The 23,382-nt window shown below is 58.0% G+C and carries 24 protein-coding genes and 2 pseudogenes; 8 read left to right on the forward strand and 18 right to left on the reverse strand.

What is annotated here, in order from left to right; all coding sequences use genetic code 11:
• Window positions 1-97: 97 nt before the first annotated feature.
• Window positions 98-2,287 (reverse strand): NADP-dependent isocitrate dehydrogenase, encoded by a 2,190-nt coding sequence (locus tag DA792_RS03940; RefSeq protein WP_107718286.1) that lies wholly within the window; start codon window positions 2,285-2,287, stop codon window positions 98-100.
• A gap of 290 nt (window positions 2,288-2,577) precedes the next feature.
• On the opposite strand from DA792_RS03940, the gene DA792_RS03945 reads away from it, so the two are divergent.
• Genes DA792_RS03945 through DA792_RS03960 form a run of 4 tightly spaced genes read left to right on the forward strand, consistent with a single transcriptional unit; the run spans window position 2,578 to window position 6,517 of the window.
• On the forward strand, window positions 2,578-4,002 hold the full coding sequence (locus tag DA792_RS03945) for a circularly permuted type 2 ATP-grasp protein (RefSeq protein WP_107718288.1): 1,425 nt from the start codon (window positions 2,578-2,580) through the stop codon (window positions 4,000-4,002).
• A 16-nt stretch (window positions 4,003-4,018) separates the two neighbouring features.
• Complete coding sequence (locus tag DA792_RS03950; protein WP_107718290.1) at window positions 4,019-4,960, forward strand: alpha-E domain-containing protein; 942 nt, start codon at window positions 4,019-4,021, stop codon at window positions 4,958-4,960.
• Between the two features lie 6 nt (window positions 4,961-4,966).
• Window positions 4,967-5,767, forward strand: a complete 801-nt coding sequence (locus tag DA792_RS03955) for a transglutaminase family protein (protein ID WP_107718292.1) — start codon at window positions 4,967-4,969, stop codon at window positions 5,765-5,767.
• 18 nt (window positions 5,768-5,785) lie between these two features.
• On the forward strand, window positions 5,786-6,517 hold the full coding sequence (locus tag DA792_RS03960; protein ID WP_107718294.1) for a proteasome-type protease: 732 nt from the start codon (window positions 5,786-5,788) through the stop codon (window positions 6,515-6,517).
• Here DA792_RS03960 and tsaD read toward each other — a convergent pair.
• The 9 genes and pseudogenes from tsaD to DA792_RS04005 form a co-directional block, all read right to left on the reverse strand.
• The gene (gene tsaD, locus DA792_RS03965; RefSeq protein WP_107718296.1) at window positions 6,514-7,506 is read right to left on the reverse strand and encodes a tRNA (adenosine(37)-N6)-threonylcarbamoyltransferase complex transferase subunit TsaD; all 993 of its coding nucleotides are present in this window, start codon (window positions 7,504-7,506) and stop codon (window positions 6,514-6,516) included. The genes DA792_RS03960 and tsaD overlap by 4 nt on opposite strands.
• A complete protein-coding gene (locus DA792_RS03970) occupies window positions 7,503-8,120 on the reverse strand; it encodes an L-threonylcarbamoyladenylate synthase (protein ID WP_159075155.1) in 618 nt (205 codons plus the stop codon). The genes tsaD and DA792_RS03970 overlap by 4 nt, the downstream gene beginning before the upstream one ends.
• 1 nt (window position 8,121) lies before the next feature.
• Window positions 8,122-8,754 carry a hypothetical protein gene (locus DA792_RS03975; RefSeq protein WP_107718300.1) on the reverse strand — a complete coding sequence of 211 codons (633 nt, stop codon included), beginning with the start codon at window positions 8,752-8,754 and terminating at the stop codon, window positions 8,122-8,124.
• Window positions 8,755-8,758: 4 nt separating this feature from the next.
• Complete coding sequence (locus DA792_RS03980; protein WP_107718302.1) at window positions 8,759-9,490, reverse strand: L-threonylcarbamoyladenylate synthase; 732 nt, start codon at window positions 9,488-9,490, stop codon at window positions 8,759-8,761.
• A complete protein-coding gene (locus tag DA792_RS03985) occupies window positions 9,487-10,092 on the reverse strand; it encodes a hypothetical protein (RefSeq protein ID WP_159075156.1) in 606 nt (201 codons plus the stop codon). Before DA792_RS03985 ends, DA792_RS03980 begins: the two co-directional genes overlap by 4 nt.
• Window positions 10,089-10,559 (reverse strand): tRNA (adenosine(37)-N6)-threonylcarbamoyltransferase complex ATPase subunit type 1 TsaE, encoded by a 471-nt coding sequence (gene tsaE / locus DA792_RS03990; RefSeq protein WP_159075157.1) that lies wholly within the window; start codon window positions 10,557-10,559, stop codon window positions 10,089-10,091. Before tsaE ends, DA792_RS03985 begins: the two co-directional genes overlap by 4 nt.
• Window positions 10,560-10,685: 126 nt before the next feature.
• The gene (gene dtd, locus DA792_RS03995) at window positions 10,686-11,126 is read right to left on the reverse strand and encodes a D-aminoacyl-tRNA deacylase (RefSeq protein WP_107718308.1); all 441 of its coding nucleotides are present in this window, start codon (window positions 11,124-11,126) and stop codon (window positions 10,686-10,688) included.
• Window positions 11,123-12,042, reverse strand: a pseudogene (locus DA792_RS04000) (carbohydrate kinase family protein). Before DA792_RS04000 ends, dtd begins: the two are co-directional and overlap by 4 nt.
• Window positions 12,043-12,112: 70 nt before the next feature.
• The gene (locus DA792_RS04005) at window positions 12,113-13,237 is read right to left on the reverse strand and encodes a primosomal protein N' (replication factor Y) - superfamily II helicase (protein ID WP_107718311.1); all 1,125 of its coding nucleotides are present in this window, start codon (window positions 13,235-13,237) and stop codon (window positions 12,113-12,115) included.
• A gap of 80 nt (window positions 13,238-13,317) precedes the next feature.
• Between DA792_RS04005 and DA792_RS04010 the strand changes: the two genes are divergently transcribed.
• A complete protein-coding gene (locus DA792_RS04010; RefSeq protein ID WP_107718313.1) occupies window positions 13,318-13,701 on the forward strand; it encodes a CZB domain-containing protein in 384 nt (127 codons plus the stop codon).
• An 11-nt stretch (window positions 13,702-13,712) separates the two neighbouring features.
• Here DA792_RS04010 and DA792_RS04015 read toward each other — a convergent pair whose 3' ends face one another.
• The 7 genes from DA792_RS04015 to DA792_RS04045 all read right to left on the reverse strand — a co-directional run bounded on the left by DA792_RS04015 (window position 13,713) and on the right by DA792_RS04045 (window position 20,811).
• The gene (locus DA792_RS04015) at window positions 13,713-14,096 is read right to left on the reverse strand and encodes a hypothetical protein (protein ID WP_107718315.1); all 384 of its coding nucleotides are present in this window, start codon (window positions 14,094-14,096) and stop codon (window positions 13,713-13,715) included.
• 5 nt (window positions 14,097-14,101) lie between these two features.
• The gene (locus tag DA792_RS04020) at window positions 14,102-15,214 is read right to left on the reverse strand and encodes an SPFH domain-containing protein (RefSeq protein WP_107718316.1); all 1,113 of its coding nucleotides are present in this window, start codon (window positions 15,212-15,214) and stop codon (window positions 14,102-14,104) included.
• Between the two features lie 18 nt (window positions 15,215-15,232).
• Complete coding sequence (locus tag DA792_RS04025) at window positions 15,233-16,198, reverse strand: DUF2927 domain-containing protein (protein WP_107718318.1); 966 nt, start codon at window positions 16,196-16,198, stop codon at window positions 15,233-15,235.
• Window positions 16,198-17,379 carry a toxic anion resistance protein gene (locus DA792_RS04030; RefSeq protein WP_107718320.1) on the reverse strand — a complete coding sequence of 394 codons (1,182 nt, stop codon included), beginning with the start codon at window positions 17,377-17,379 and terminating at the stop codon, window positions 16,198-16,200. The genes DA792_RS04025 and DA792_RS04030 overlap by 1 nt, the downstream gene beginning before the upstream one ends.
• A gap of 37 nt (window positions 17,380-17,416) precedes the next feature.
• Window positions 17,417-18,316 (reverse strand): 5-bromo-4-chloroindolyl phosphate hydrolysis family protein, encoded by a 900-nt coding sequence (locus DA792_RS04035; RefSeq protein ID WP_107718322.1) that lies wholly within the window; start codon window positions 18,314-18,316, stop codon window positions 17,417-17,419.
• A 199-nt stretch (window positions 18,317-18,515) separates the two neighbouring features.
• Window positions 18,516-20,009, reverse strand: coding sequence for a pseudouridine synthase (locus DA792_RS04040; RefSeq protein ID WP_107718324.1), 1,494 nt, complete (start codon window positions 20,007-20,009; stop codon window positions 18,516-18,518).
• 178 nt (window positions 20,010-20,187) lie between these two features.
• Complete coding sequence (locus DA792_RS04045; protein ID WP_107718326.1) at window positions 20,188-20,811, reverse strand: OmpW/AlkL family protein; 624 nt, start codon at window positions 20,809-20,811, stop codon at window positions 20,188-20,190.
• Between the two features lie 189 nt (window positions 20,812-21,000).
• On the opposite strand from DA792_RS04045, the gene DA792_RS04050 reads away from it, so the two are divergent.
• Together DA792_RS04050 and DA792_RS04055 are read left to right on the forward strand one after the other, a co-directional pair.
• Window positions 21,001-21,453, forward strand: a complete 453-nt coding sequence (locus DA792_RS04050) for a nucleoside deaminase (protein WP_107718328.1) — start codon at window positions 21,001-21,003, stop codon at window positions 21,451-21,453.
• A 175-nt stretch (window positions 21,454-21,628) separates the two neighbouring features.
• Window positions 21,629-21,877: a peptidase gene (locus DA792_RS04055; protein WP_107718330.1), complete on the forward strand. Its 249-nt coding sequence runs from the start codon at window positions 21,629-21,631 to the stop codon at window positions 21,875-21,877.
• Window positions 21,878-21,883: 6 nt separating this feature from the next.
• On the opposite strand, the gene DA792_RS04060 is transcribed toward DA792_RS04055, so the two are convergent.
• Complete coding sequence (locus DA792_RS04060; RefSeq protein ID WP_107718332.1) at window positions 21,884-22,603, reverse strand: metal-dependent hydrolase; 720 nt, start codon at window positions 22,601-22,603, stop codon at window positions 21,884-21,886.
• A gap of 81 nt (window positions 22,604-22,684) precedes the next feature.
• On the opposite strand from DA792_RS04060, the pseudogene DA792_RS04065 reads away from it, so the two are divergent.
• Window positions 22,685-23,325 (forward strand): annotated as a pseudogene (locus DA792_RS04065) (ceramidase domain-containing protein).
• Window positions 23,326-23,382 lie beyond the last annotated feature (57 nt).

Raw genomic sequence — 23,382 nt, forward strand, 5'->3', positions numbered from 1 at the left:
AGAGTATCGGCAATCCCTTAAGGAGGAGTTTAAGGGGCCATAAACAAAAAGGGAGCCGCGAGGGCTCCCTTTCTGATTTTGAAAACAGACAGTTAGATTAGCCGATGATGGCGTTCAGCGTGGCCGAGGGGCGCATCACAGAGGCGACTTTGGCCGGATCTGCGTGGTAATAGCCGCCCAAATCGGCCGGCTCGCCTTCGGAGATTTTCAACTCGTCCAAGATGATCTCTTCTTTCTCGGCCAGCTCTTTTGCAATCGGGGCAAAATGCGCAGCGAGATCGGCATCGGTGGATTGAGCCGCCAGAGCTTCGGCCCAGTAACGGGCGAACCAGTAATGCGAGGACCGGTTGTCGTTTTCACCGACTTTGCGCTCCGGCGACTTGCCGTTCAACAACAGCTTTTGGGTCGCATCTTCGACAGCTGCGGCCAGAACGGCGGCTTTGGCTTTGCCACGCGACGCGGCCAAGAAGGCGTAGCTTTCACCCAAGGCACAGAACTCGCCAAGGCTGTCCCAGCGCAGGTGGTTTTCCTCGATCACCTGCTGAACGTGTTTCGGCGCAGAGCCGCCAGCCCCGGTTTCAAACATGCCGCCACCGTTCATCAATTTGACGATGGAGAGCATTTTCGCCGAGGTGCCCAGTTCCAGGATCGGGAACAGATCGGTCAGATAATCGCGCAGCACGTTGCCGGTGATGGTGACCACGTCTTTGCCTTTGCGCATCTCGACAAAGGAGAACCGCGTGGCTTCGCGCGGGGCCATGATCGGGATGTCTTTGCCCGCCGCTTTCAGCGCCGGTTCGACATATTTGATCAGTTCCGCGTCATGTGCGCGGTTGGCATCTAACCAGAAGGCGCCGGTGCCAGTGGCGTCAAAGCGTTCGATGCCGAGTTGAATCCAATCGAGGATCGGCGCTTTTTTCGCAGTACACGACCGCCAGATGTCGCCCGCTTCCACCGCATGGGAATGCAGCACATCGCCAGTGTCCAAAATGATCTCGACTTTGCCGTCGGCCTTCATTTCAAAGGTGGTCGGGTGAGAGCCGTATTCCTCGGCCTTTTGCGCCATCAAGCCGACGTTGGACACCGCACCACAGGTGGTGACGTCCAGCGTGCCGGTCTCTTTGAAATACTCGACCGTCTCGTCATAGACGCAGGCGTAGGAGTTGTCAGGGATACAGCATTTGGTGTCGGCCGCTTTGCCATCCGGGCCCCAACCGATGCCACCGGCTTTGATCACGGCAGGCATGGAGGCGTCGATGATCACGTCAGAGGGGACATGCAGGTTGGTGATGCCCTTGTCAGAATTCACCATGTAAAGCGGCGGACGGGCCTCAAGGGCGGCTTTGAGGTCGGCTTTCATCTCGGCATTGTCCGCGATGAGTTTGTCCAATTCGCCGATGCCGTCGTTCGGGTTCCAATCCAGAGAGGCCCCATGTTTGGCGATGAAATCTTCGAGATAGACAGACACGAAGTGACCAAAGATGATCGGGTCAGAGACCTTCATCATCGTGGCTTTGAGGTGCACGGAGAACAAAACGCCCGGTTCCATGCTTTCCACTTCGGCTTTGATATAGGCACGCAGCGCCTTGGCGGAGAGGAAGGTCGCATCGACCACTTCGCCCTCGGCGTATTTCAGGCCGGATTTCAGCACGGTTTCGGTGCCGTCTTTGGCGGTGAACACGATCTTTGCGCCGCCGGCTTGGGCCGCCGTGATGGTCGCGGCTTTTTCATTGGCGAAAAAGTCGTTGCCCGGCATGGAGGCGACCGTGGTCTTGGACGCGGAGGTCCATTTGCCCATACGGTGAGGATTGGCCTTGGCATATTCTTTCACGGCTTTGGCGGAGCGACGATCCGAATTGCCTTCGCGCAGAACCGGGTTCACGGCGGAGCCTTTGATTGTGTCGTATTTGGCGCGGATCGCCTTTTCGGCGTCGGTCTGCGGATCGGCCGGGTAGGATGGGATCGGGTAGCCTTGGCCCTGCAATTCTTTGATCGCGGCTTCGAGTTGCGGCACGGAGGCGGAAACGTTCGGCAATTTGATCACGTTGGCTTCGGGGGTTTTCACCAACTCGCCCAGTTCGGCCAAATCGTCAGACACTTTTTGATCGTCCGAAAGCAGCTCCGGGAAGAGCGCCAGAATACGCGCGGCGACCGAAATATCGCGGGTCTCGACATTGATCCCTGCGGCCTCGGAGAAAGAGGTGATGATCGGCAGGAGCGAACCACGCGCGAGTTCAGGGGCTTCGTCTACGATGGTGTAGATGATATCGGGGGTCTCTTGGGCCATGGGGTCCTCCACTAGTGGGTCTGCCACTTTAAGCGATGCTTTTCAGCGATTCTGCATCGGGGCATTTGCCCTTTTGCGCTTGGCCTTTCGGGTAGCGGAGTATGGGTCTCAAGTCAATGTATCCCGAGGTATACAATGCAAATGCTGTGGCGAATTGAGGCGGGCGACGGCGCTTCATGATCCGGTTTACCAAAGGTGCATGCTTAAAAATTAAGCTAATGCGCGTTTCATCACCGCAAAACGCGTGATTCCGATTGTGAAGCGCTTCGACGAACCTCTAAATTCTAAGCATGAGCGACACAAAAATCTTTGACGAAATGTGGGGCCGCAATGAGACCCTGCGCGATCCTTACGCAGGATTTCAGAGCTGGTTTGAAGGCGAAGACCTCAAACGGCTCCGAGCAAAACAACGCGAGGCGGAAGAGGTCTTCCGGCTCACGGGCATCACCTTTAACGTCTACGGACGCTCAGAGGCCGAAGAGCGGTTGATCCCGTTCGACATCATCCCAAGGGTGATTTCGGGACGGGAATGGCAAAAGCTGTCCAAGGGGATCGAGCAACGGGTCCGCGCAATCAATGCCTTTCTGCACGACATTTATAACCGGCAGGAAATCATCAAAGCGGGGCGTATCCCGCTTGAGATGATCACCCGCAACGAGGCGTTTTTGCCACATATGATGGGGATGAGCCCGCCGGGCGGCATCTATACGCATATTGTGGGCACCGACCTTGTGCGCACCGGCGACGATCAGTTCTATGTCCTCGAAGACAATGCCCGCACCCCCTCCGGCGTCTCCTACATGTTGGAGAACCGCGAAACGATGCTGCAAATGTTCCCCGAGCTGTTCTCGAAAAACCGCGTGCAGCCGGTGCAAAACTACCCGTCGGACCTGCGTCGTTCGCTGGCCGCCTGTGCGCCGCCCGCCTGTGATGGGCCGCCGACCGTGGCCGTTTTGACGCCGGGGATTTACAACTCTGCCTATTTTGAACACGCGTTTTTGGCCGATCAAATGGGTGTGGAACTGGTCGAAGGTCATGATCTTCGGGTTGTGGACGGGCGTGTCGCCATGCGCACCACGCGCGGCTACCAACCGATTGATGTGCTCTACCGCCGGATTGACGACGATTTCCTCGATCCGCTGAATTTCAACCCGGAGTCGGCTCTGGGCGTGCCCGGCATTATGGATGTCTACCGCGCGGGCGGCATCACCATCGCCAACGCGCCGGGCACCGGCATCGCCGATGACAAGGCGATCTATAGCTATATGCCAGAGATCGTTGAATTCTATACCGGGGAAAAAGCGATCCTTGAGAACGTGCCGACATGGCGCTGTTCTGAGCCGGACAGTTTGGCCTATGTGCTCGACAACCTCTCTGAGCTGGTGGTCAAAGAGGTGCACGGTTCTGGCGGCTACGGCATGTTGATCGGACCGACCTCAAGCAAGAAAGAGATCGAGGCCTTCCGCGCCAAATTGACCTCGCGCCCCTCGAATTACATCGCCCAGCCGACGCTGGCCCTCTCGACCGTACCGATTTTTACCAAAGCGGGGCTTGCCCCGCGCCATGTCGATCTGCGACCCTATGTGCTCTGCTCGCCTGAGGGGATCAACATCACGCCCGGCGGGTTGACCCGCGTGGCGCTGCAAAAAGGGTCCTTGGTGGTGAACTCATCCCAAGGCGGAGGCACCAAAGACACTTGGGTGCTGGAAGATTAAGGGGTAGGGGACAGACATGCTTGGGAAAACCGCAAATGGCCTCTACTGGATGTTTCGCTATCTGGAACGGGCCGAAAACACCTCGCGGCTTGTCGATACGGGGCAACGCATCGGGCTGACCCGTCTGGGAGATGCCGATGATGAATGGACCTCGGTGATGCAATCCGCCGGTGTCATCGAGGGCTATGATGCCCATTATGATGAGATCAGCAAAGACAGCGCGATTGATTGGATGCTGCGCTCTCGGGACAATCCGTCCTCTGTGCTCTCGACCATCTCGGAGGCGCGCCAAAACGCCCGCCTCGTGCGCACGGCCCTGACCGGTGAGGTCTGGGAGGCCTTGAATGGCTGTTACATGGCGACGCGTGAGGCGTTGAAACGCAAAGTCTCCGAACGCGATCTTCCGGCCGTTTTGGGCCTTATTCGCCAACGCACCGCCTTGGTGCGCGGCGCGACCCATGGCACCATGTTGCGCAACGACATCTATGATTTTGCCCGCATCGGTACGTTTATCGAACGCGCCGACGCCACGGCGCGGATTTTGGATGTCAAATATTACGTGCTTTTGCCGTCGAATTTCTCGGTCGGTTCCTCGATCGACAATGTGCATTGGGAAACCATTCTGCGCTCGGTCTCGGCGCGGGGCGGGTTTCGCATGGCTTACGGCTCACAGGTCAACGCCCGCGACATTGCCCAGTTTCTGGTGCTCGACAAACGCATGCCGCGGTCGCTGAATTTCTGCGTCTCTAAAATCTACGACAACCTGTCCTATCTCGGGGCAGATTATGGGGGAAAATTCCCCTCGGTGGACTTGGCTGAGGCGCTGGTCAATCGGTTCAACGCTCATGATATTGACGCGGTCTTTGAATATGGGCTGCATGAGTATATTCAAAACGTCTTGACGAGTTTGCGCCACCTTGGGGGCCAAATCGAACAAGACTACCGCTTTTATGAGTGAGGACCCATGCGCCTGACGATCCGCCACACCACCCGATATTCCTTTGCCGATCCTGTGACGTACGGGCTGCAACAACTGCGCAAAACGCCAAAGTCGGGCCATGGTCAGGAGGTGATCCGTTGGAGCACCACCCTGTCCGGGGCCAAAAAGGAACTCGAATACCATGATCATATGAACAACGCGGTGGAGCTGATTTCTTTTGATAAAGACGTCACCGAAGTCACCGTGCGCTCGGAGGGCGAGGTTGAGGTCTCTGATGCCAATGGCATCATCGGCGCGCATCGCGGGCCGGCCCCGCTTTGGCTGTTTGAAACCGTCACGCCCCTGACCAAACCGGGCCCCGGCGTACGCGCACTGATCAAACAGGTGGAGGGCGAAAGCTCGGTCGGCAAGCTGCACGATCTTTCGCGCATCATCAGCGAAGCCGTGGCCTATGAGGTTGGCACCTCGCAGTCTGAAACCCGTGCCGAAGACGCGATTGCTGAGGGCAAAGGTGTGTGCCAAGACCACGCCCATATCTTTATCTCTGCGGCCCGCGAAATGGGTTTTCCGGCGCGCTATGTCTCTGGCTATCTGATGATGGACGATCGAATTGAACAGGACGCCACCCATGCTTGGGCTGAGGCGCATGTGGATGGTCTGGGTTGGGTCGGATTTGATGTCTCCAATCAAATTTGCCCGGACACACGTTATGTTCGTGTTGCAACAGGGCTGGACTATCAGGGGGCTGCCCCTGTAACTGGCACGCGATATGGCGGGGCGGGGGAGACTCTCTCGGTCGCGATCGAAGTTGCCCAGCAACAATAAACGTTCCCGGAGGGACAGATGACCTATTGCGTCGGCATGATGCTCAACAAGGGCCTTGTGATGATGTCGGACACCCGCACCAATGCAGGCGTCGATAACATTTCCACTTTCAAAAAGATGTTCACCTGGGAAGAGCCTGGTGAGCGTATTTTGACATTGATGACGGCGGGCAATCTGGCGACGACACAGGCTTTGGTCTCTTTGCTCGACGAGCGCACCAAAGCACCGGGGGATCGCGAGCCCTCGATCCTTGGCGCGCCTTCAATGTTCCAAGTGGCGCGCATTGTCGCGCAGACCCTCAAAGATCTGATCACCACCCACGCCGACGAAGGCCAGCGCGCCGCAAGCACGTTCAACGCCACCGTGCTTTTGGGCGGTCAAATCAAAGGCTCGCCGCCGCGTTTGTTTTTGATCTATCCCGAGGGCAATTTCATCGAGGCGGGGGATGAGACGCCGTTTTTCCAAATCGGTGAAACCAAATACGGCAAACCGATTTTGGTGCGCGCTTATGACCCGGATATGTCCTTTGAAGATGCGGTCAAATTGACACTGGTCTCCTTTGACAGCACGGTGAAAGCCAATCTTTCCGTCGGCCTGCCGTTCGATTTGCAAGTCATCGAAACCGACACCTATAAAGTCACGCACCAACGCCGTATTTCGGCGGATGACGAATATTTCCAAACGATTTCATCGGGTTGGGGCGAGGCGTTGAAAACTGCGATGGACAGTCTTCCGGGCTTTACCTTTTAAGGCGTCTCAAGGCTGAGATTGGGTGTTGGGAACAGCGCTGGTTTGACCCCACGCTCGATGTAATCCCATGTCGCCATGGCAATCATCGCCGCATTGTCCGTCGCCCATTTCACCGGCGGCAGGCACAGGTTGACGCCGTGCCGCCCGGCCACATCCGTCATCGCGTCGCGCAACTGTGGCGAGGCGGACACCCCACCGACAATCACCAAAGACCGCGGTTTGCACTCTGACAGCGCCCGGTCTGCCTTGGCCACCAACACGTCGAGACAGGCGGCGACAAACGACGCCGACATGTCCTCAAGGCTGACGTCTGGGTGGTTTTCAATATGGCGCGCAACCGAAGATTTCAGGCCGGAAAACGAGAACTCATAGCCCTCATTTTTCATCGGCCGTGGCAGGCGCAACACCGGCGTGCCCAATTTTGCCGCCCGGTCAATCGCCGGGCCGCCCGGCATGCCAAGCCCCAACATCCGCGCCACCTTGTCGTAGCTTTCACCGACGGAATCGTCCCGCGTCGTGCCCAACAGGCGGTAGGACCACGCATCTTTCAACTCCGCGATCAACGTGTGCCCACCTGACACCAACATGATCACGGCGGGGAATTCTGTTTGGCCGTCTTCCAACTCGACCGAGCGAATATGCCCACGCAAATGGTTGACGCCATATGCCGGCACGCCCCAGCCCAAGGACAGCGCCTCAGCCGTGGACAGCCCGACCAAAAGCGAGCCGATCAATCCCGGCCCGCGGGTCACGCCAATTGCGCAGAGGTCCTTAGGAGTGACCGCGGCCTCATCCATAACCGACTGAATTGTTGGCAAAATCGCCTCAAGATGCGCGCGTGATGCCAGCTCGGGATAAACCCCGCCAAAAGCCTCATGCACCGTATATTGTGACACGGTCTTGATCGCCGCCACATGCCCGGATCGGTCGACAAGTGCCACCGAAGTGTCGTCGCATGAGGTCTCGATGCCGAGGATCAGATCGCTCATTGAAGGCCCTCCAAAATCGTGGCGATTTCGTTCTCAGACACCGCGCCAAGGCGCTCGATCCGCGCCGGGGTGACACGACAATTCACCAAGGTCGATGGCTGTGAGCCGCGCCCCACGCCCGCGACGACCACGTCCGGCGCGCCATTCAGCTGCGCCAGTGCAGCCTCTGTTGTGTTTGGCGTCTCTTGTCCTGAACGGTTGGCCGAGGTGACCAAGAGCGGTCCGGTGCGGCGCAAAACGGCCAAAAGCAGTGCATCGTTTGGAATACGAAAGGCAATCTCCTCGCGGTCCTGAAGCCAGTCGGGCGCGCGCGTGGCATCGACCCCCAAGGCCACGGTGAGCGGCCCCGGCATATGACCCGAGCTGAGCATCTTTTCGACCGCAGAATTGGCGATGCCGCCAAGCATGTCGATTTGGTCCTGTGCGGCGATCATGATGGGTAGGTTTTTCGAGCGCGCGCGGGCCTTTAAATCAAAGACGCGCGCCACGGCCTCGGCCTGTGTGGGGCACGCGGCGAGCCCAATCACAGTATCGGTCGGCAGCAACACGATCTGACCGTCCATCAATGCGGCCGCGACCCGGTCTGCATCTGCGTTCACAGAGTGGTCCATCATTTTAGCTGCCTTCAGGTTTGCGCGATGCGGGCAAATCATCCGCCGACAAGGGGAGGGTTTGCGCGGCTTGATGACCCAAAAACATGCTCATCCCTGCCGCGAGCAAACGATCCGATTGGCGTTTGCGCGGGGAACTGATCGCCAGCCGCATAAACATCAATGCCACACGTTTTTCGGCCAAACGTTCGGCGGCCAAACTGGCCTGTTGATGCACACGCAAAATCAGAAAACCATGCACGCCCAAAGCCGTCACCAAAATTCCTGCGAGACCGGCGGCGGCGATGAAGGGCACTTTGAAATAAACAGAAATTGCCAACGCCCCCAACACCAAGGCAATACCGATAGGGACACCGGATGTCCCGAGTTTGAATTGAATGTTCGCACGCTTTTCCAGCGTGTGCTCCATCTCCTCAAGGGCGACAGAAATCTCTTTCCAATCGTTCAAAAACGACGTCGAGCCAGCCCCCAAAGAGATATCAAGCGGGGCGTCATTCAGTTTTTCAAGCTCGTCGTGATACTGTGCGTCTGACAAAAAGCCTTTTGCGCGGCGGGATTGAAGGTGGTCCATGATTTCAGTGGAGACCATTGGATCGTTGCGCAGACGCGTTTCCAGAGTTTGAATTTTATCCATCATGGGTTCAGTACCTCATGCTCCGAGGCAGCGCGGCCACCACGGCTTCAATCTTGGCTTTGGCGATATCGCCTTCGCGTAAGATGGTGATCTTTCCACGTGGTTCAATGCGCACCACAGTCGAATGGGTTGCACGAAACGCGTCCCCTTCAATCGCCGCCCATGGCACTGTTTTGAGGCGCGCCATCCCTTTGGCGACCAGATCAAGCGCCCGATCAAACTCTCGGATTGTGTTTTGCGCCAGCGTATCGGCGGCTTGGCGCACCGCAGTTGTGGTCAATAACCCGTTTCTCACCATGGCACAAAGATCACGTTCAATGACGCTGTCGGGGATTCTCATTCCGATGGTGCCGTCTTGTGATTTGATCGTCATTTCAATTAATTGGGTTTGCTTTCGGATGGATGCGCTGGCTTGGGCCACAACCGTGATCGGACCGGGCGTGAAATGGTCAAAAAGGGCCGAGGCCACAGGGCTGTCTTCCAGATAGAAAGTGGCGTCTTTGACATTGGCGGCGGAGACGGAAATCGGGTCAGACACATTCCGGCGCAAGGCAAAATTGACCCGGTTTGCCACCTCGCCAGAACGCACACTTCCAGAAAGAGAATAGCAGGTATCGCTTGGCAAAAGAACCAAGCCACCATCGGCGAGAAGCTGGGAGACCTCATCTAAATGCCGCGTACTCAAAGACCCGTTGCGGGTGAGGTCACTCTTGCGAATGGTCAGGACTGGCTTGCTCATGTCAGCACCTCGACAATCGGATAAGCGCGGGCGTTTGCGGCGGGTTCGGGGGCGGCATCGACAAAGGTCAGCAGGGTGGTCATCTCGGCGGTGTTGGTTTTGGGCGGTTCCGCGCCCTCCACCGGGATGTTGCCCGCAAGGCGGTATTTGTCTAACTCTGCGAGCTTTTCTAAGGCGGTTTCTTCCAAACAATGTTCGTAATGTGCAAGTGTGCCATCACGGTAAATTCCAAAATGCACATAAGGCCGACCGGCGCGGCGCAGAAGGGCGACGGGGGTTTGACCGTCAGACGCCTCCATTCCCAAAAGCGCAAAGGCGGGCAGGGCATAGATTGGCAGGCCGAGGGTAAAGCCCAGCCCATTGGCAAACGCCGCCGCCGTGCGCGTCACACCAAGCCCGCCGGGACCGATGTCGCACCCGATGCGGGTGATCTCGTCTAACGTCGCCCCGATCTCGGCCAGCCCCGTTTCCAACATCAGGCGATAATCGCGCGATCCGGCGAGGCAGTCGATCGCTGAACTGTCAAATCGGATCGCACCATCACGGGCCAGCGCCAAAACCGGCACGCCATTGGAAGCTTGGATCAGGAGTGTCACAGTCATGCCAGCGCCTCCATTGCATCTAAAACCGTAGCCCATCGCGGGGCAGAGGCGGAAACTGATAAGATCCGTGCGCTGTCATCCTCGCCAAAGCCAATGTGGATTGACAGAGCGGAGCCATAGCTTTCTGCGATCCGCTCACCCCATTCGATCACGGCAATGCCTGTGTCAAAATAGTCTTCTAATCCAAGGTGATAGAACTCTTGTGCGCTGGTCAGGCGGTAGGCGTCGACATGCAACACCGTGGCCCTTGGCGTCTCGTAAATATTGGCGATGGTATAGGTCGGGCTGGTCACCGCCTCCTCTGATCCAAGAGCACGGACCAAGGCGCGGGTGAAAAATGTCTTTCCCGCCGCCAGGCTGCCATCCAGCAAGATCACATCGGTGGGACGCAACAACGGGGCCAGCGCCGCCGCAACACGCGCGGTCGCGGCTTCGTCTTTCGCAATCAATGTCACTGTGCGTGCCACGGGGCCTGTCCGGTCTATGAAAACGTCCTGCGCGATTTAGGGCAAATGGGGCCAAAGGTCCATGGTGTCAATCACCGGGTTAATCTGTGGGCCAATCGGTGGGGCGATCCGCTCGCAACGCCCCGCTCACTGATCGGTGTCGAGCCAAATCGTAATCGGACCGTCATTGATCAGGCTCACCTTCATATCGGCGCCAAAAATTCCGGTCTCACAGGGGACGCCCGTCTGGCGCAGGGCATCGGTGAAATGCGCGTAGAGCGCGTTCCCAATGTCGGGTGCAGCGGCGGTGGAAAACCCCGGACGATTGCCTTTTGTCTCGGCGGCGAGCGTAAATTGGCTGACCACAAGCGCACTGCCTTGGATGTCGCGGACAGACAGGTTCATTTTGCCCGCATCATCTTGAAAAATCCGCAGCTTTGAAATTTTGTCAGCCAGTTTTTCGGCCTGCGCCTCGCTGTCGCCACGCATCGCACAGATCAGCACCAAAAGCCCCGGCCCGGATTGTCCAACCACCGCACCATCGACTCGCACAGCGGCTTCAGAGATGCGTTGAACCAGCGCTCTCATAGGTCATGCGCCCATGGTGGATTGGCCCCGGCGCGGCTGACGGTCACGGCGGCGGCCTTGGCCCCAAGGGCAAGAGCGGCGCGCAATGTGGCCTCATCCAAATCGGCAACATGCGCTTTGGTCAGTTTGCCCGCCTGTTGCAGCCCGGCCAAAAGGCCTGCGTTGAACGTGTCCCCGGCTCCCACGGTGTCCACGACCGTTACTTTTTCGGCGGCCACATGGGTGACATGTCCGGCGGTATAGCCCTTGACGCCATCCCCGCCCATCGTCAGGCAAACAAGCTTTGGCCCCTTGGTCAAAAGCACCTCGATATGGGCCTCAATTTCACCCTCTCCCATCAGCCACAACAAGTCCTCGTCGGAGACTTTGACAATATCGGCATGGGCCAGCATATGTTCGATTCGTGCACGATAACGGGTCTCATCGCGGATAAATCCGGGCCGAATGTTCGGATCTATCATGGTGACGCGATCCTTCGAAGCCTCGACAAACAGCGTTTCATAGGCCGCGCCACAGGGTTCGACCGGCAAGGAAATCCCACCACAAAACACGGCCTTGATCTGGTCGGGAAGGGGGGGATGTCGGCCTCGGTCAACATCCGCCCGGCGGTGTTTTCGTCATAAAACGCATAGGTGGCGTGACCATCGACCAGTTTGACAAAGGCCACGGTACAGGGGCGATCCACAGTGAGGGACAGGCGACCATCCACATGGCTCTGGGCAAGACTTTGTTTCAACAGATCGCCAAAGAAATCCTCTGAGAAGCCACTGAAAAATCCCACATCCGCCCCAAGCCGCCCCAAAGCGATGGCGGTGTTAAACACGGCGCCACCGGGGTAGGGCGCATAGGCGTCCTCACCCTGCGTCGTGGTGCGGGGCAGCATGTCGATGAGGGCTTCGCCTGCGCAAAGGATCATGGGCCTGTCTCCTGGAAATGGGGTTGCGTCGTTTTAGAGGTGTTAGCGCTATCTGCGCAAGAAAAAAGGCTCAAAACCCACCCGTGCCCTGCTGATTTATCGCCACCACATAGCCCACACCCGCCGCAACGATCAGCCCGGCGATCACCGCCAAGGCGATTTTCCACGCCGAATAGGGGCGTTCGCCCTGAACCTTGCCGGTACGGCCATTGACGACAAAGCGGTAGGTCTTGCCCCGGTATTTATAGGCCGCCATCCACACCGGCAGAAGGATATGTTTGAACGTCACCTCCGACACCGCAGTCTGGAGGCCATGCACCCTTTGTCGGTCGCCGCCAATGTCAAATTTCACATCGCGAACAATCACCCGGTCCATGTAGTCGCGCGCGCTCTCGTAGCCCTCTTCGAGCGGCACGGTATAGGCGGAGGCCCGAAATCCTGCTAAATAATCTGGCACATAGGGTTCCAATTCGGACAGATCCCATGGTGCAAGCCCATCGGTGAACCGCGCCGGTAAAGCCTGTGAGGCCAGCACCAGGACATCGTCAAAAAACCGTGACACACGCCCGGATTTGGCCCGCCAACGGGTGTGGCGTTCGCGGATGGTTTGGGTTTTGCCATCACGGGTGATCGTGCGGGTGGTGTAATAATCATCGCCACGCTCGCCTCGGTATTGCGTCGCTGTTTGCGCATCAAAGGTCCAGTAAGGCAGGTACATCCCCGACAATTGCCGCCCTTTGCGGGCATAGTCTTTGAGGCCATTTGGGGCAAACCAAAGGCCGCCAAGCCAATCGGTCATCGCCTGCCGTGCGCGCTCCTCCGCCAAGGCAAAGGGCAAGAGCCCATGCGGTTTGATCTGGCGATGGATGCCGGTGTCTGTGACCACGGGGGTGGCGCAAAACGGGCATTCTGTGGCGTGGATGTCGGCGTCAAATTCCACCTCCGCCCCGCAATTGGGACAGGTTGAAACGCGGGTGTCTTCCATCGCCTGATCCGGCAGGGTCGCGTTCAATGCTGCGCGAAAATCCAATTCCCGCGGTGGCGCTGCGTCGCCTTTATCGAGCGGTTGATCCGCCCCGCAATGGTCGCATTTGAGCAGCTCGGCCCCCGGATCAAACCGAAGATCCGCCCCACAGGCAGAACAGGGGAAGCGGTGCTCTTGGGGGCTTTGTTCAGAAAATTTCTCTGATTCCATAACAATTTACCCCGTGTTAAGTGCGCAGAGCACATGCTGCTTCATAGTACACTGCACGTTGAGACAGATGGAGATGATCTTTGCTGAAAAATGAACAAGATACGCAAGTGCGCGATGCGATCTGCGCCCATGCCGATTGGACGAGAAAACTTTCGGAGTGTATCGACAGTGGCCAGTTGGAAAAAACATCACATGACATCTCTTGTGACGATCAATGTGCCTTTGGCAAATGGCTGGCGGGGCTTTCGCCTGCGGCGCATGATCCGGCGATGAAAAAATTCACAACGATTAAAACCATGCATACGCGGTTTCATGCTGAGGCGGGTAAAATCGCGGCTCATGTTGAAAATGGAGATCGTGCCGCAGCGCGCCAAGGCTATGAAGCACCCCATTTCAAAAGGATGACCAATTCGTTGATCATCAATCTCAACGATTGGCGCGAGGATTTTCGCAGGTTCACCTGAGGCTCTACATCTCATGCGCTGTCCCGCCGTTCAAAACTCACCGCCTGAGCGATTTGACGACAGGACGGATCGGTGAAGCGGATGACATGGCAAAACACCATGGTCCCAACCCCGTCTCGGGTCAGACGGCCGGAAACTGTGCCGGCTTTGCCATGACAGACCACCTGATCAATCAGGATGCTTTGCGGCGGCGTCGCGTGTAAGAGATGCGCCGCAATGGCCTCCCGGCCAAGCACACAGGGCATTCCGGTTTGGTCCCAACTGGCCGTCTCAGAAAACATTCCATGATCCACTGTGCTCACGCCCATGAGGGCGAGAGCGATCTCGGTGACTTTCAGGCTTTCAGTGCTGCTGTCGCAGTCCGGCGATCGCTGCACCCGTGTGGCGAGTGACATGAGGGTCAGGCACCCGGCGGCGGCGGCGGTGGGGCGATGGTGAAAAGCTGCGCCAATTCGCGCACATCTTCGGCCTGTAACCACCCGTCCTGACCCGGAGTCCAGACGTAAGAGGCGCGTTTCAATGCGCCCTTTGCAGCCATCTGACCCATTTCCGCTTTGGAAAACGGACCGGTTGTCTGCCCATTCTCGGCGATGTGCCAAACATGTTCGACCGGCGGCGGAGGCGGGGTTTGAGCGACAGGCGCAGCGGCGGTGGCAGGACGTGCGCCCCACGGTCCTTGTTGGGTCGCCATCCCCATCCCAATGCCAGCCCCCATACCTGCGCCCATGGAAGAGGCCATCGCCGAATTTTCCGCGCCCATGGCTTCGGCGGCGTTGAATTTCATATAGGTGTCGAGATTGCCGACGATGCCCATCGAGGTGCGCTTGTCCATCGCGGCCTCAACCGCTTCGGGCAAGCTGATGTTTTCAATGTAAAATTCCGGGATGATCAGACCGTATTCCGACACCACCTTGGTGATCTCACTGGCCACCAATTTGCCCAGATCCGCTGTATTTGCCGCCATATCCAACACCGGAATGCCAGACCCCGCGACGATGCGGCTAAAGGCCTGAACGATGATGTTGCGGATTTGGAAGGAGATTTCGTCCATGGTGAATTCGCCGTCTGTGCCGACGATTTCGGTCAAAAACAACGCCGGATCAGAGACTTTGACCGTATAGGTGCCAAAGGCGCGGATGCGTACGGGGCCAAATTCCGGGTCACGGCACATGATCGGGTTTTTCGTGCCCCATTTGAGGTCGGAAAACCGTGTGGTGTTGACGAAATAGACTTCGGATTTGAACGGCGATTTGAACCCATGATCCCAATGGTTCAGCGTGGTGAGGATCGGCATGTTGTTGGTTTCCAACATATAAAGCCCGGGCGAGAACACATCCGCCAATTGACCTTCATGCACAAACACGGCCGCCTGACCTTCACGCACGGTCAGTTTGGCCCCGTATTTGATCTCATGCGCCTCACGTTCAAACCGCCACACCATCGTGTCGCGGGTGTCATCCGTCCAATGAATGACGTCAATGAATTCGCCAGAGAGAAAATCGAAAATACCCATCGGGGCCTCCTGTGGTCGTCAAATATCTTCGCCCATCAACTCGCGTGCAATCACGACAGAGATCGGGCGGGCAACTTCGGGGGGCATGCCGGGCGCCAGGCGCGGATCATAGAGCATGCGGAGCAAAAATTCGTCATGGCGGGTCAGCAACGCAAATTCTTCGTCGTCGTTGAAAATCGACGGGCGGGCCCGCGGGCTGTCGTTGGCCAACCCCAGACCTTGGGCGATTTCTTCGTGAAAACACGACCGGCGCAGCAAGTCCGGGTTCTCGGCGCGGATGATCGCCACGGCCTTGCGATACGCGCCATCATTGGCCGGATCAGAGGCCACCACCAAGCAATAGGTCGAGCGCGGCATGTCGATAACAGAGCGGATCGCATCCGATCCGATGCCGGGAATGAGCTGGTTCAAACGTGGGCCAATGGCGCGGCGTTCGTCTTCGTTGAGCACCAAGACGTTGAAGTTCGGGCGCGAGGACACGGTGACCGAATGCCCCGAGGCACGCGCCAGTTGCCCGGCAAAACTGTTTAGCGTCGCACGATCTTTTTGGCGTTGCTCCAGCGGCACAGACGCGCCGAATTCAATGCCAAGCCGCACCGGCACATCCCAGCGATGCAGATCAGAGGGCGTGGTTCTGGCCACAAATTGCCCGCCGACCGAGGTGTATTCATCATTGAGCGCGATGGCATCAAAATTCACCGCAAGTTGGCGTGCGGAAAAGGGTGTGTCCGGGCCACCCCCGTCCGTGCGCAACAGGTCATTGGCCAAAAGATCGGCCTGAACCCGCGCAAAATAGGTCTCAAGCAAACGGCTTTCCGTGCTGCGCGGGGTGACGGTTGTGCTGTCTGGGCGCAAAACGGGTTGCGCCGCTTGGCTGGGCGGGCGGGCAATGGGCGGCGTGACTGGACCGGACACACAGGCCGACAACGCAAGCACTGCGCTCGCGCCGAGGACTGTTAAATGTGTCCGGCCCAAGGCAGGCATCAGGAGCGCACCGATGGCCCGGCCGCATTGCCCGTGGCTTTGGCTGAGGCCAAGGTGTCGCGCAGATTGGTTTCCATGGTCTTGAGTTCGACCTCGGCTTCGGCGCGTTTGCGTTTGCCCTCATCGGCGATCTGAAGGCTTTCCTCGATGGTGGCGATCAATTCGGCATTGGCGGTTTTCACAGCCTCGATGTCAAACACGCCGCGTTCCATTTCGGTGCGTACGATTTTGTTGCCCTCGCGCAGATTTTTGGCATTCGCGGTCAACAGTTCGTTGGTCAGATCCGTCGCGGCTTTGATGTCTTTCGCGGCTTCGGTCGAACGCTGAATGGTCACGGCCTGGGCCAATTGGGTTTCCCAAAGCGGCACAGTGTTGACCAGCGTCGAGTTGATTTTGGTGACCAGGGATTTGTCGTTTTCCTGCACCAAGCGGATCGAGGGCAGGGATTGCATCGTCACCTGACGGGTCAGTTTCAGATCATGCACCCGACGTTCCAAATCGTCACGCGCTGCGCGCAGATCGCGCAATTCCTGCGCTTTGATCACTTGGTCCTGTTCGGGCGCAGCGTCAACGGCAGCGGCCAAGGCCGGGATCTCGTTCTCATCCAATTCTTTGATTTTCAACTCACCCGCCGCGATATAAATCGCCAATTCGTCATAGAAATTCAGCGTCTTGTCGTAGAGCATGTCGAGCGATTTGATGTCTTTGAGCAGCTTGTGCTCATGGGTCAGCAAATTGTCAGTGATCTTGTCGATCTGGGTTTGGATGGTCTCATAACGGGCAATGAATTTCGCCATTGGAGCGGCGCGCCCCAACAGCCTTTCCCACCAGCTGCGTTTGCGACGCACGTCAAGCTCAGATACGGAAAACCCACGAATGGTGGTGACGATGGAGCGCAAAGAGTCGCCCGCAGGCCCCACATCTTTGTTGCGCACATCTTCCAGCATCGCTTGCGAAATCTCTTGCAACTCGGCCTGCGCGCCTGAGCCAAAACGGACGATGGAATTGGTGTCCCCCATGTCGATCTCGGATTTCGCACGCTCAATTTCCGCGCTCAAAGGCGTGTTTGCCAAGGCTTCCGGGTCAATCAACTCGCCTTTGGGTTCGGCAAGGACGACGGCGGTGACCGCTTCGACGTCTTTCAATGTGGCTTCGGCCTTTTGGCGGGTGGTGTCGGACATGGAACGGTTCCCCAGTTAAGAACTTGAAAAGTTTGTTTTATTTGATGCCTTCGCGGGCAAGTCGGTCACGCAGGACCTCGATCTCAATGTCGAGATCGGTCTTACTGTCCAAAAGTAACGCCTCATTGCGCGCGGTGAAATTTTGTTCAAGATCATCGAGCAACGCAAACCAATCCTGACGCGCCTCAGCGTTTTTGGTGCGCGCCCAAAGGTCGGCATATTTGACCGTCGCATCGCGCGCGCCCAGCAAATAAACCCCAAGATATTTGCGCGCGGCGGTCAGGTCGCGCGGGTCTTCTTCGACAGTACGAAACATATCGCGGGCGGTTTTGATAAACGCATCAAGGCGGGTTTCGGCGGCCCGGTCGCCAGAGCGCGAAAGGGCCTCGCGCATGGTGTTCAAATGCGCCTCGGCCTCGTCAATCGCTTTGGATACCCGATCTTGTTGAAACGTGTCGATGTCGTCCATGCCTTTGTTTTTCAACGGATCAAAGCCAAAGGCGAGGCTATGCAACACGGTGCCAAGACCGGCAAAAATCACCGTTTCCAAAGCGCCCCAGCCGAACCAGCCAACAAGGCCAAGGCCAAGCCCGGTCAAGGCAGAGCCAAAGATTTTGCGAGGGATCGCCGGGCGGCGTGAGATTTTGCGCGCCTCATAGGCCTCTTCGGCTTTCAACCCTTCACGGGTCAAAAATGCCGCCGCGACAAGACATCCCAAGGCCGACAAATAGCCTGCCATAACAACAGGTTCGGCGGTAAAGGCCTTCCATGCCAAAGGCAGGCCCGCGTAGAATAATAGGTTGGAGCGTGCACCAACGCGAGACGGGCGTTTGCCATCAAAGGGGCGATGTTGCGGGGGAGGCGGGGTGCCCTCCGATTGCGCCGAAGGCTTGGGGCTGCCTTCAGGCGAATAGGTCGAACCATACCGTTGGGCCATGGATCACATCCCCTGCGCTTTGATGGTGACGTAAAAGGTCAGCGCGACCAAAAGATAGTAGGCCAGTTTTGAAAACGGACTGTCGCTCATGGCCACCCTTTCGATCAAACGCAGTGTTCAGGTCCAGATATAGGAAGAAATTGCACGCTGCGAAAGAGTTAAGGGGAGCAAATGCCCCCCTTTCCCCGGTGTTCTTTGGTTAGGTCTTGCCTCTCGGCGGTTTCCCGCCCGGCTTGCCACCGGGCTTGGTTCCCGGTTTGGCCGCGTGGGATTTGAACCCGGAGGAGCGGGGCTTGCCCTCCGCACCGCCGCCATGGCTTTTGAAGCCTGCGGATTTGAAGCCGCCCGGTTTTCCACCTGGCTTCCCGCCCGGTTTGCCAAAGGGCCGACCTGCGGGTTTGCCATCGCGATCACCCCGTGAGTCGTTGCGTGAATCGCTGCGGGAATCTGTGCGGGACTTGAAATCGCCATCGCGTTTTTTGAACCCGCCCTCTGGCCGACCGCCGCCTGCATCGTCGCGACGTTTGAACCCGCCCGGTTTGCCACCCGGCTTGCCGTCCCGATCATCACGGGATTTAAAGCCGCCTTCACCGCGTGGTTTGCCGCCAAAGGGGCGATCTCCGCCCGCATCGTCGCGGCGTTTGAAGCCGCCGGGTTTGCCACCGGAACGATCATCGCGCTCGCCATAGGCCGGTTTGTCGCCGCGCGGCTTGAACGATGCTTTGCCGTCTGCGCGCCGATCTGTCCCCCGCGCGTCATCGCGGCCTTTGGTTTCGGTGCGCGGACCGCCCGGTTTGCCGTCACGCGACACGGTACGTTTCGCGCCTTGCGGTGCGCCACGTTTGGAAAACCCGCCATCGCCAACCTCAAGATCCATGCCCAACTGATCGCGCAGCACACGGGCGCGGACCTCTTCGACCTGACCGGGTTGCAAGGTGCCAAGACGGAACGGGCCATAAGACAGCCGGATCAGGCGGTTCACCACCAGACCGATATGTTCCATCGCACGGCGAATTTCGCGGTTTTTGCCTTCGCGCAGACCCACGGTCAGCCAAGCATTGGCGCCCTGTTGCCGATCAAAGGTGACTTCCATGCCTTGGAAATCTTCGCCATCAATGGTGATGCCATTGCGCAACGTGTCCAATGTCGCCTCAGAGGCGGTGCCTTTGACGCGGACCCGGTATTTGCGCAGCCAGCCGGTGTCGGGCAGCTCAAGTTTGCGTTTGACCTCGCCATCGTTGGTCAGCAAAAGCAGACCTTCGGAGTTGATATCCAACCGGCCGACAGACATCACCCGCGGCATTTCCACCGGCAATTTGTCAAACACGGTCTCGCGGCCTTTTTCGTCCTTGGCCGTGGTCACAAGGCCCAAAGGTTTGTGATAAAGCCACACACGCGGTGGCTCGGGTTCGCCCACTTCTTTGCCGTCGACATAAATGCGGTCCTTCGGCATGACATTGAGGGCAGGGGAGACCACTTTGCGGCCATTGACCGTGACGCGGCCCTCATTGATCAATTCTTCGGCCTCGCGGCGCGAGGAAATGCCCGCGCGCGAGAGCACTTTGGCGATGCGGTCGCCCGGATGGGGCTTGTCCGCGCCACCAGAATGATCCGATCCCGGTTTGGAATGCGGTTTTGCGTGGCTTTTGTAGCCGGTGGGTTTGGACGGTTTTTTGGGCGTGTCGTCGGTCATGGAAAAGGCCTCTCTTTGCGCCGCTCATACTCTGACATAGCCCCGTTTAAAAGAGCCTTGCTTGGATTGCGCGGTTTTCTGAGGTCTTTGATACAAAACCGGCCCGCACGAGGGCGCGTGCAGGCCGGATCATCATGGATTGGGGACGCCCCATCCCATCTCTTGGACGAGATGACTTTTAGAACGTGTAGACGTAGGACATCCCAACGACCCAAGGGTCAATCTCGGCTTTGCCAATTTTTGCGCCATCGAGTTTGACATCGCTGTCAATGTCGATCCAGCGCACATCGGTCCGGAACGCGCCGTGATCGCTGATTTTGTAGTCAAAGCCCGCATGAAGCGCGACGCCCCAAGAATCGCTGAGGTCCAGATCGCTACCGGCGATCGCGCCTTTGGCTGTTTCTTCGAAAAACGCCGTGTAGTTGAGGCCAACCCCCACAAAGGGCGAGAACTGTTCGCCGCCGTTAAAGTGATACTGCACGGAGACGACCGGCGGCAGGTGTTTGGTCGAGCCAATGCGGCCCAGGCCGGAGGCGTCAATGTCATGCATGAAAGGCACGGCGCCGAGCACTTCGATGCCGATGTTGTTGGCGACGAAATACTCAAATGTAATGGTCGGGCGGACGTTGTCCCCGATATCAAGCGTATTGGCCCCGCCCAGAATGGTGCCGTTGTCTGATTTTGGCATCACGCCGCCAAGGCCAAGGCCGAGAGACATAGTCCCCGCCTCTTGCGCGCTTGCGCCGGAGATCCCGGCAAGAGAGAGTGCGAGGGCGGTGGCAAAAAGTGTCGTCGTTTTCATAGTGTGTCCTAATGTCGTAACGTCGCGCGTGTGGCGGACGCTCTGCCTCGGGCGGGGCAAGGGCTTTGATTTGCATCAAATTGGCGGGGGCTGCGTCAATCTGTCGGGGTGGGCATGTGGGGAGCGCCCCGTAGGACGCCATCACGACGCGTGTCTTGCGTCGACGGCGATTCCACGTCAGGAAAGGCCATGTCTTTTCGCTCTTATATGGATGATGCGTTCATCGAAGCCGCTTTGGCCGAGGCGCGCGGCGAGGTGCCTGTGGGTGCCGTCGTCGTGTCACCAAAAGGCGAGATCGTCGGGCGCGGTGGCAACCAAACCCGCGCCGATAATGATCCTACGGCCCATGCCGAGATCGTCGCCATCCGTGCCGCCTGTGCCGCGCTGGGCCAGGAGCGTCTGTCGGGCTACGATCTTTATGTGACGTTGGAACCTTGTCCGATGTGCGCCGCGGCGATGTCAAATGCGCGGATTGCCCGGCTGTATTACGGCGCGCAAGATCCGAAATCCGGCGGTGTGGCCCATGGGGCGCGGGTGTTTTCGCACGCCCAATGTCACCACGCCCCCGAGGTTTATGACGGCATCGCGGCGGATCGGGCCGAAGCCATGCTCAAAGCCTTTTTTGCCGCCCGCCGCGGTTGAGACGGATCATAGCGGCGCGGCTCTTGCACAGCGGCTCTTGCACAAAAGGCGCTCTTGGGCTAAAGATTGCGCTGTACAGGCTTGGCCTGTGCGCCACCCCAAATCCTTGAAATAACGCCCGTTTTCGGGGCCAGTCGCATGCCTGGGCCTTTGCGGGTCTCTGCGTGAGTGTCTGATGATCGAAACCACATTGCTGCGCTATGAGCGGCCCTTGAAAAACCTCGCCCTGATGTTGGGCGTGGCCTCGACGATTGCGATTGTACAAAACTGGTATCCGCTGAACCTGTTTCTGTCGTTGCCCTTTTGCATGATCTGGCTGGCGATGGGGTGGCTGCATTCTGAGCGGCAGTTGAAATGGATCAACATCCTGTTTGCTGCATTTTACGTGTACGGTATTGGGCGCTATCTGGTGGTTGGAGCTTAGCCGCCGTCAAATCTCGATGGCGGCAAGCACCTCGGGCACTTTGACCACACCGTCCTCCAACGCATAGACCAGAGGATCACAACTCTGCGCCAAAAGCGGGAAGGTGCCCCAGTGGCACGGGATCACCGTTTTGAACTCAAAGAACTTTTGACAGACATAGGCGGCGCGGGCCATGTCCATCGTGTAGTGGCCCCCGGCGCAGAGAATGCCGATGTCGGGCTGATGCAGGTCGGCAAACCACGCCATATCGGCCATGATATCGGTGTCGCCTGAAACATAGATCGTGTGGCCTTCGCCCGAGATCATAAAACCCGCAGGATCGCCTGCGTAGGCAGGTGCGCCATCTTTGAAATCAATCGAAGAGGAATGCACCGCGTTCACCATGGTGACCCGCACCGCCGCATCGCCTTCGCCCAAGGTGCCTTCGCCCAAGGTGATGGTGCCGCCTTTGCCAAATCCGGTGACGTCGGCGCCCTCAGCGCCCAAAATGAGCGACAATTCATGGATGCAATAGATCATCGCCCCGGTGTCTTTGCCCACAGGGATCGTTGTCGAGGCGTGATCGCCATGGCCATGGGTGAGAAAGATCGCGGTTGCGCCTGTGGTGGCCTCCGCCGCGCGCTCCTCTGGGAAGGAGGGGTTGCCCGCAAGCCACGGGTCGATGAGCAAAACCTGATCCGCGATCTCGATGCGAAACCCGGAATGTCCAAGCCAAGTGATTTTCATGCGACCTCTCCCTATATTGTCCTCAAAATTGTCCTCAAACGGCAGTTCAGGAAAAGTTAGCACAGGTGCGGGGAAAATCACATGTGGACCGAGCAATTTGATGGCTATTGTGAGCGGGTGGATTTCACATTTTGGTCAGAACCCGTCAATGCGCTGACCAATTTGGCCTTTGTGCTGGCGGCGCTTTGGATGTGGCCGCGCACCCGGCATTCCCCTTTGGCGCGGGCGATGGCGGCGGTGTTGATGGTGATCGGTTTTGGCTCGTTTGCCTTTCACACCACCGCGACACGTTGGGGGCAATGGCCGACATCGCACCGATTCTTGGCTTTATCCTGTTGTATATTTTCGCGGCCACGCGGGATTTCTTTGGTCTCACGCCCTTGAAAAGCGGTCTTGTAACCCTGCTGTTTTTCCCCTTTGCCGCCGCCACCGTGCCGCTTTTTGCCAAGCTTGGGCTTGGGTCATCGGCGGCCTATGCGCCCGTGCCGATGTTGATTTTCATCTACGCCTCTCTGCTCAATCCCCGAGCCCCCAAAACCGCGCGCGGATTGGTCATGGGGGCGGGGCTGTTGTGCCTCTCCATCGGCTTTCGCATGTTGGATGATCCGATCTGTGCCCTCTGGCCCATCGGGACGCATTTCCTCTGGCATCTGCTCAATGCCGTGGTTTTGGCCCATATGATCGCGGTCTACGCCAACCATATAGGGGTGAAGGAGGCTTGAAGGCCGCGCGCCTGCGCGATAAAGCCATGTCAAAAGCCCTGTGCAACAGAAAAGACG

It is taken from the genome of Celeribacter baekdonensis, from assembly GCF_003047105.1.
Taxonomy (GTDB): Bacteria; Pseudomonadota; Alphaproteobacteria; order Rhodobacterales; family Rhodobacteraceae; genus Celeribacter; species Celeribacter baekdonensis_B.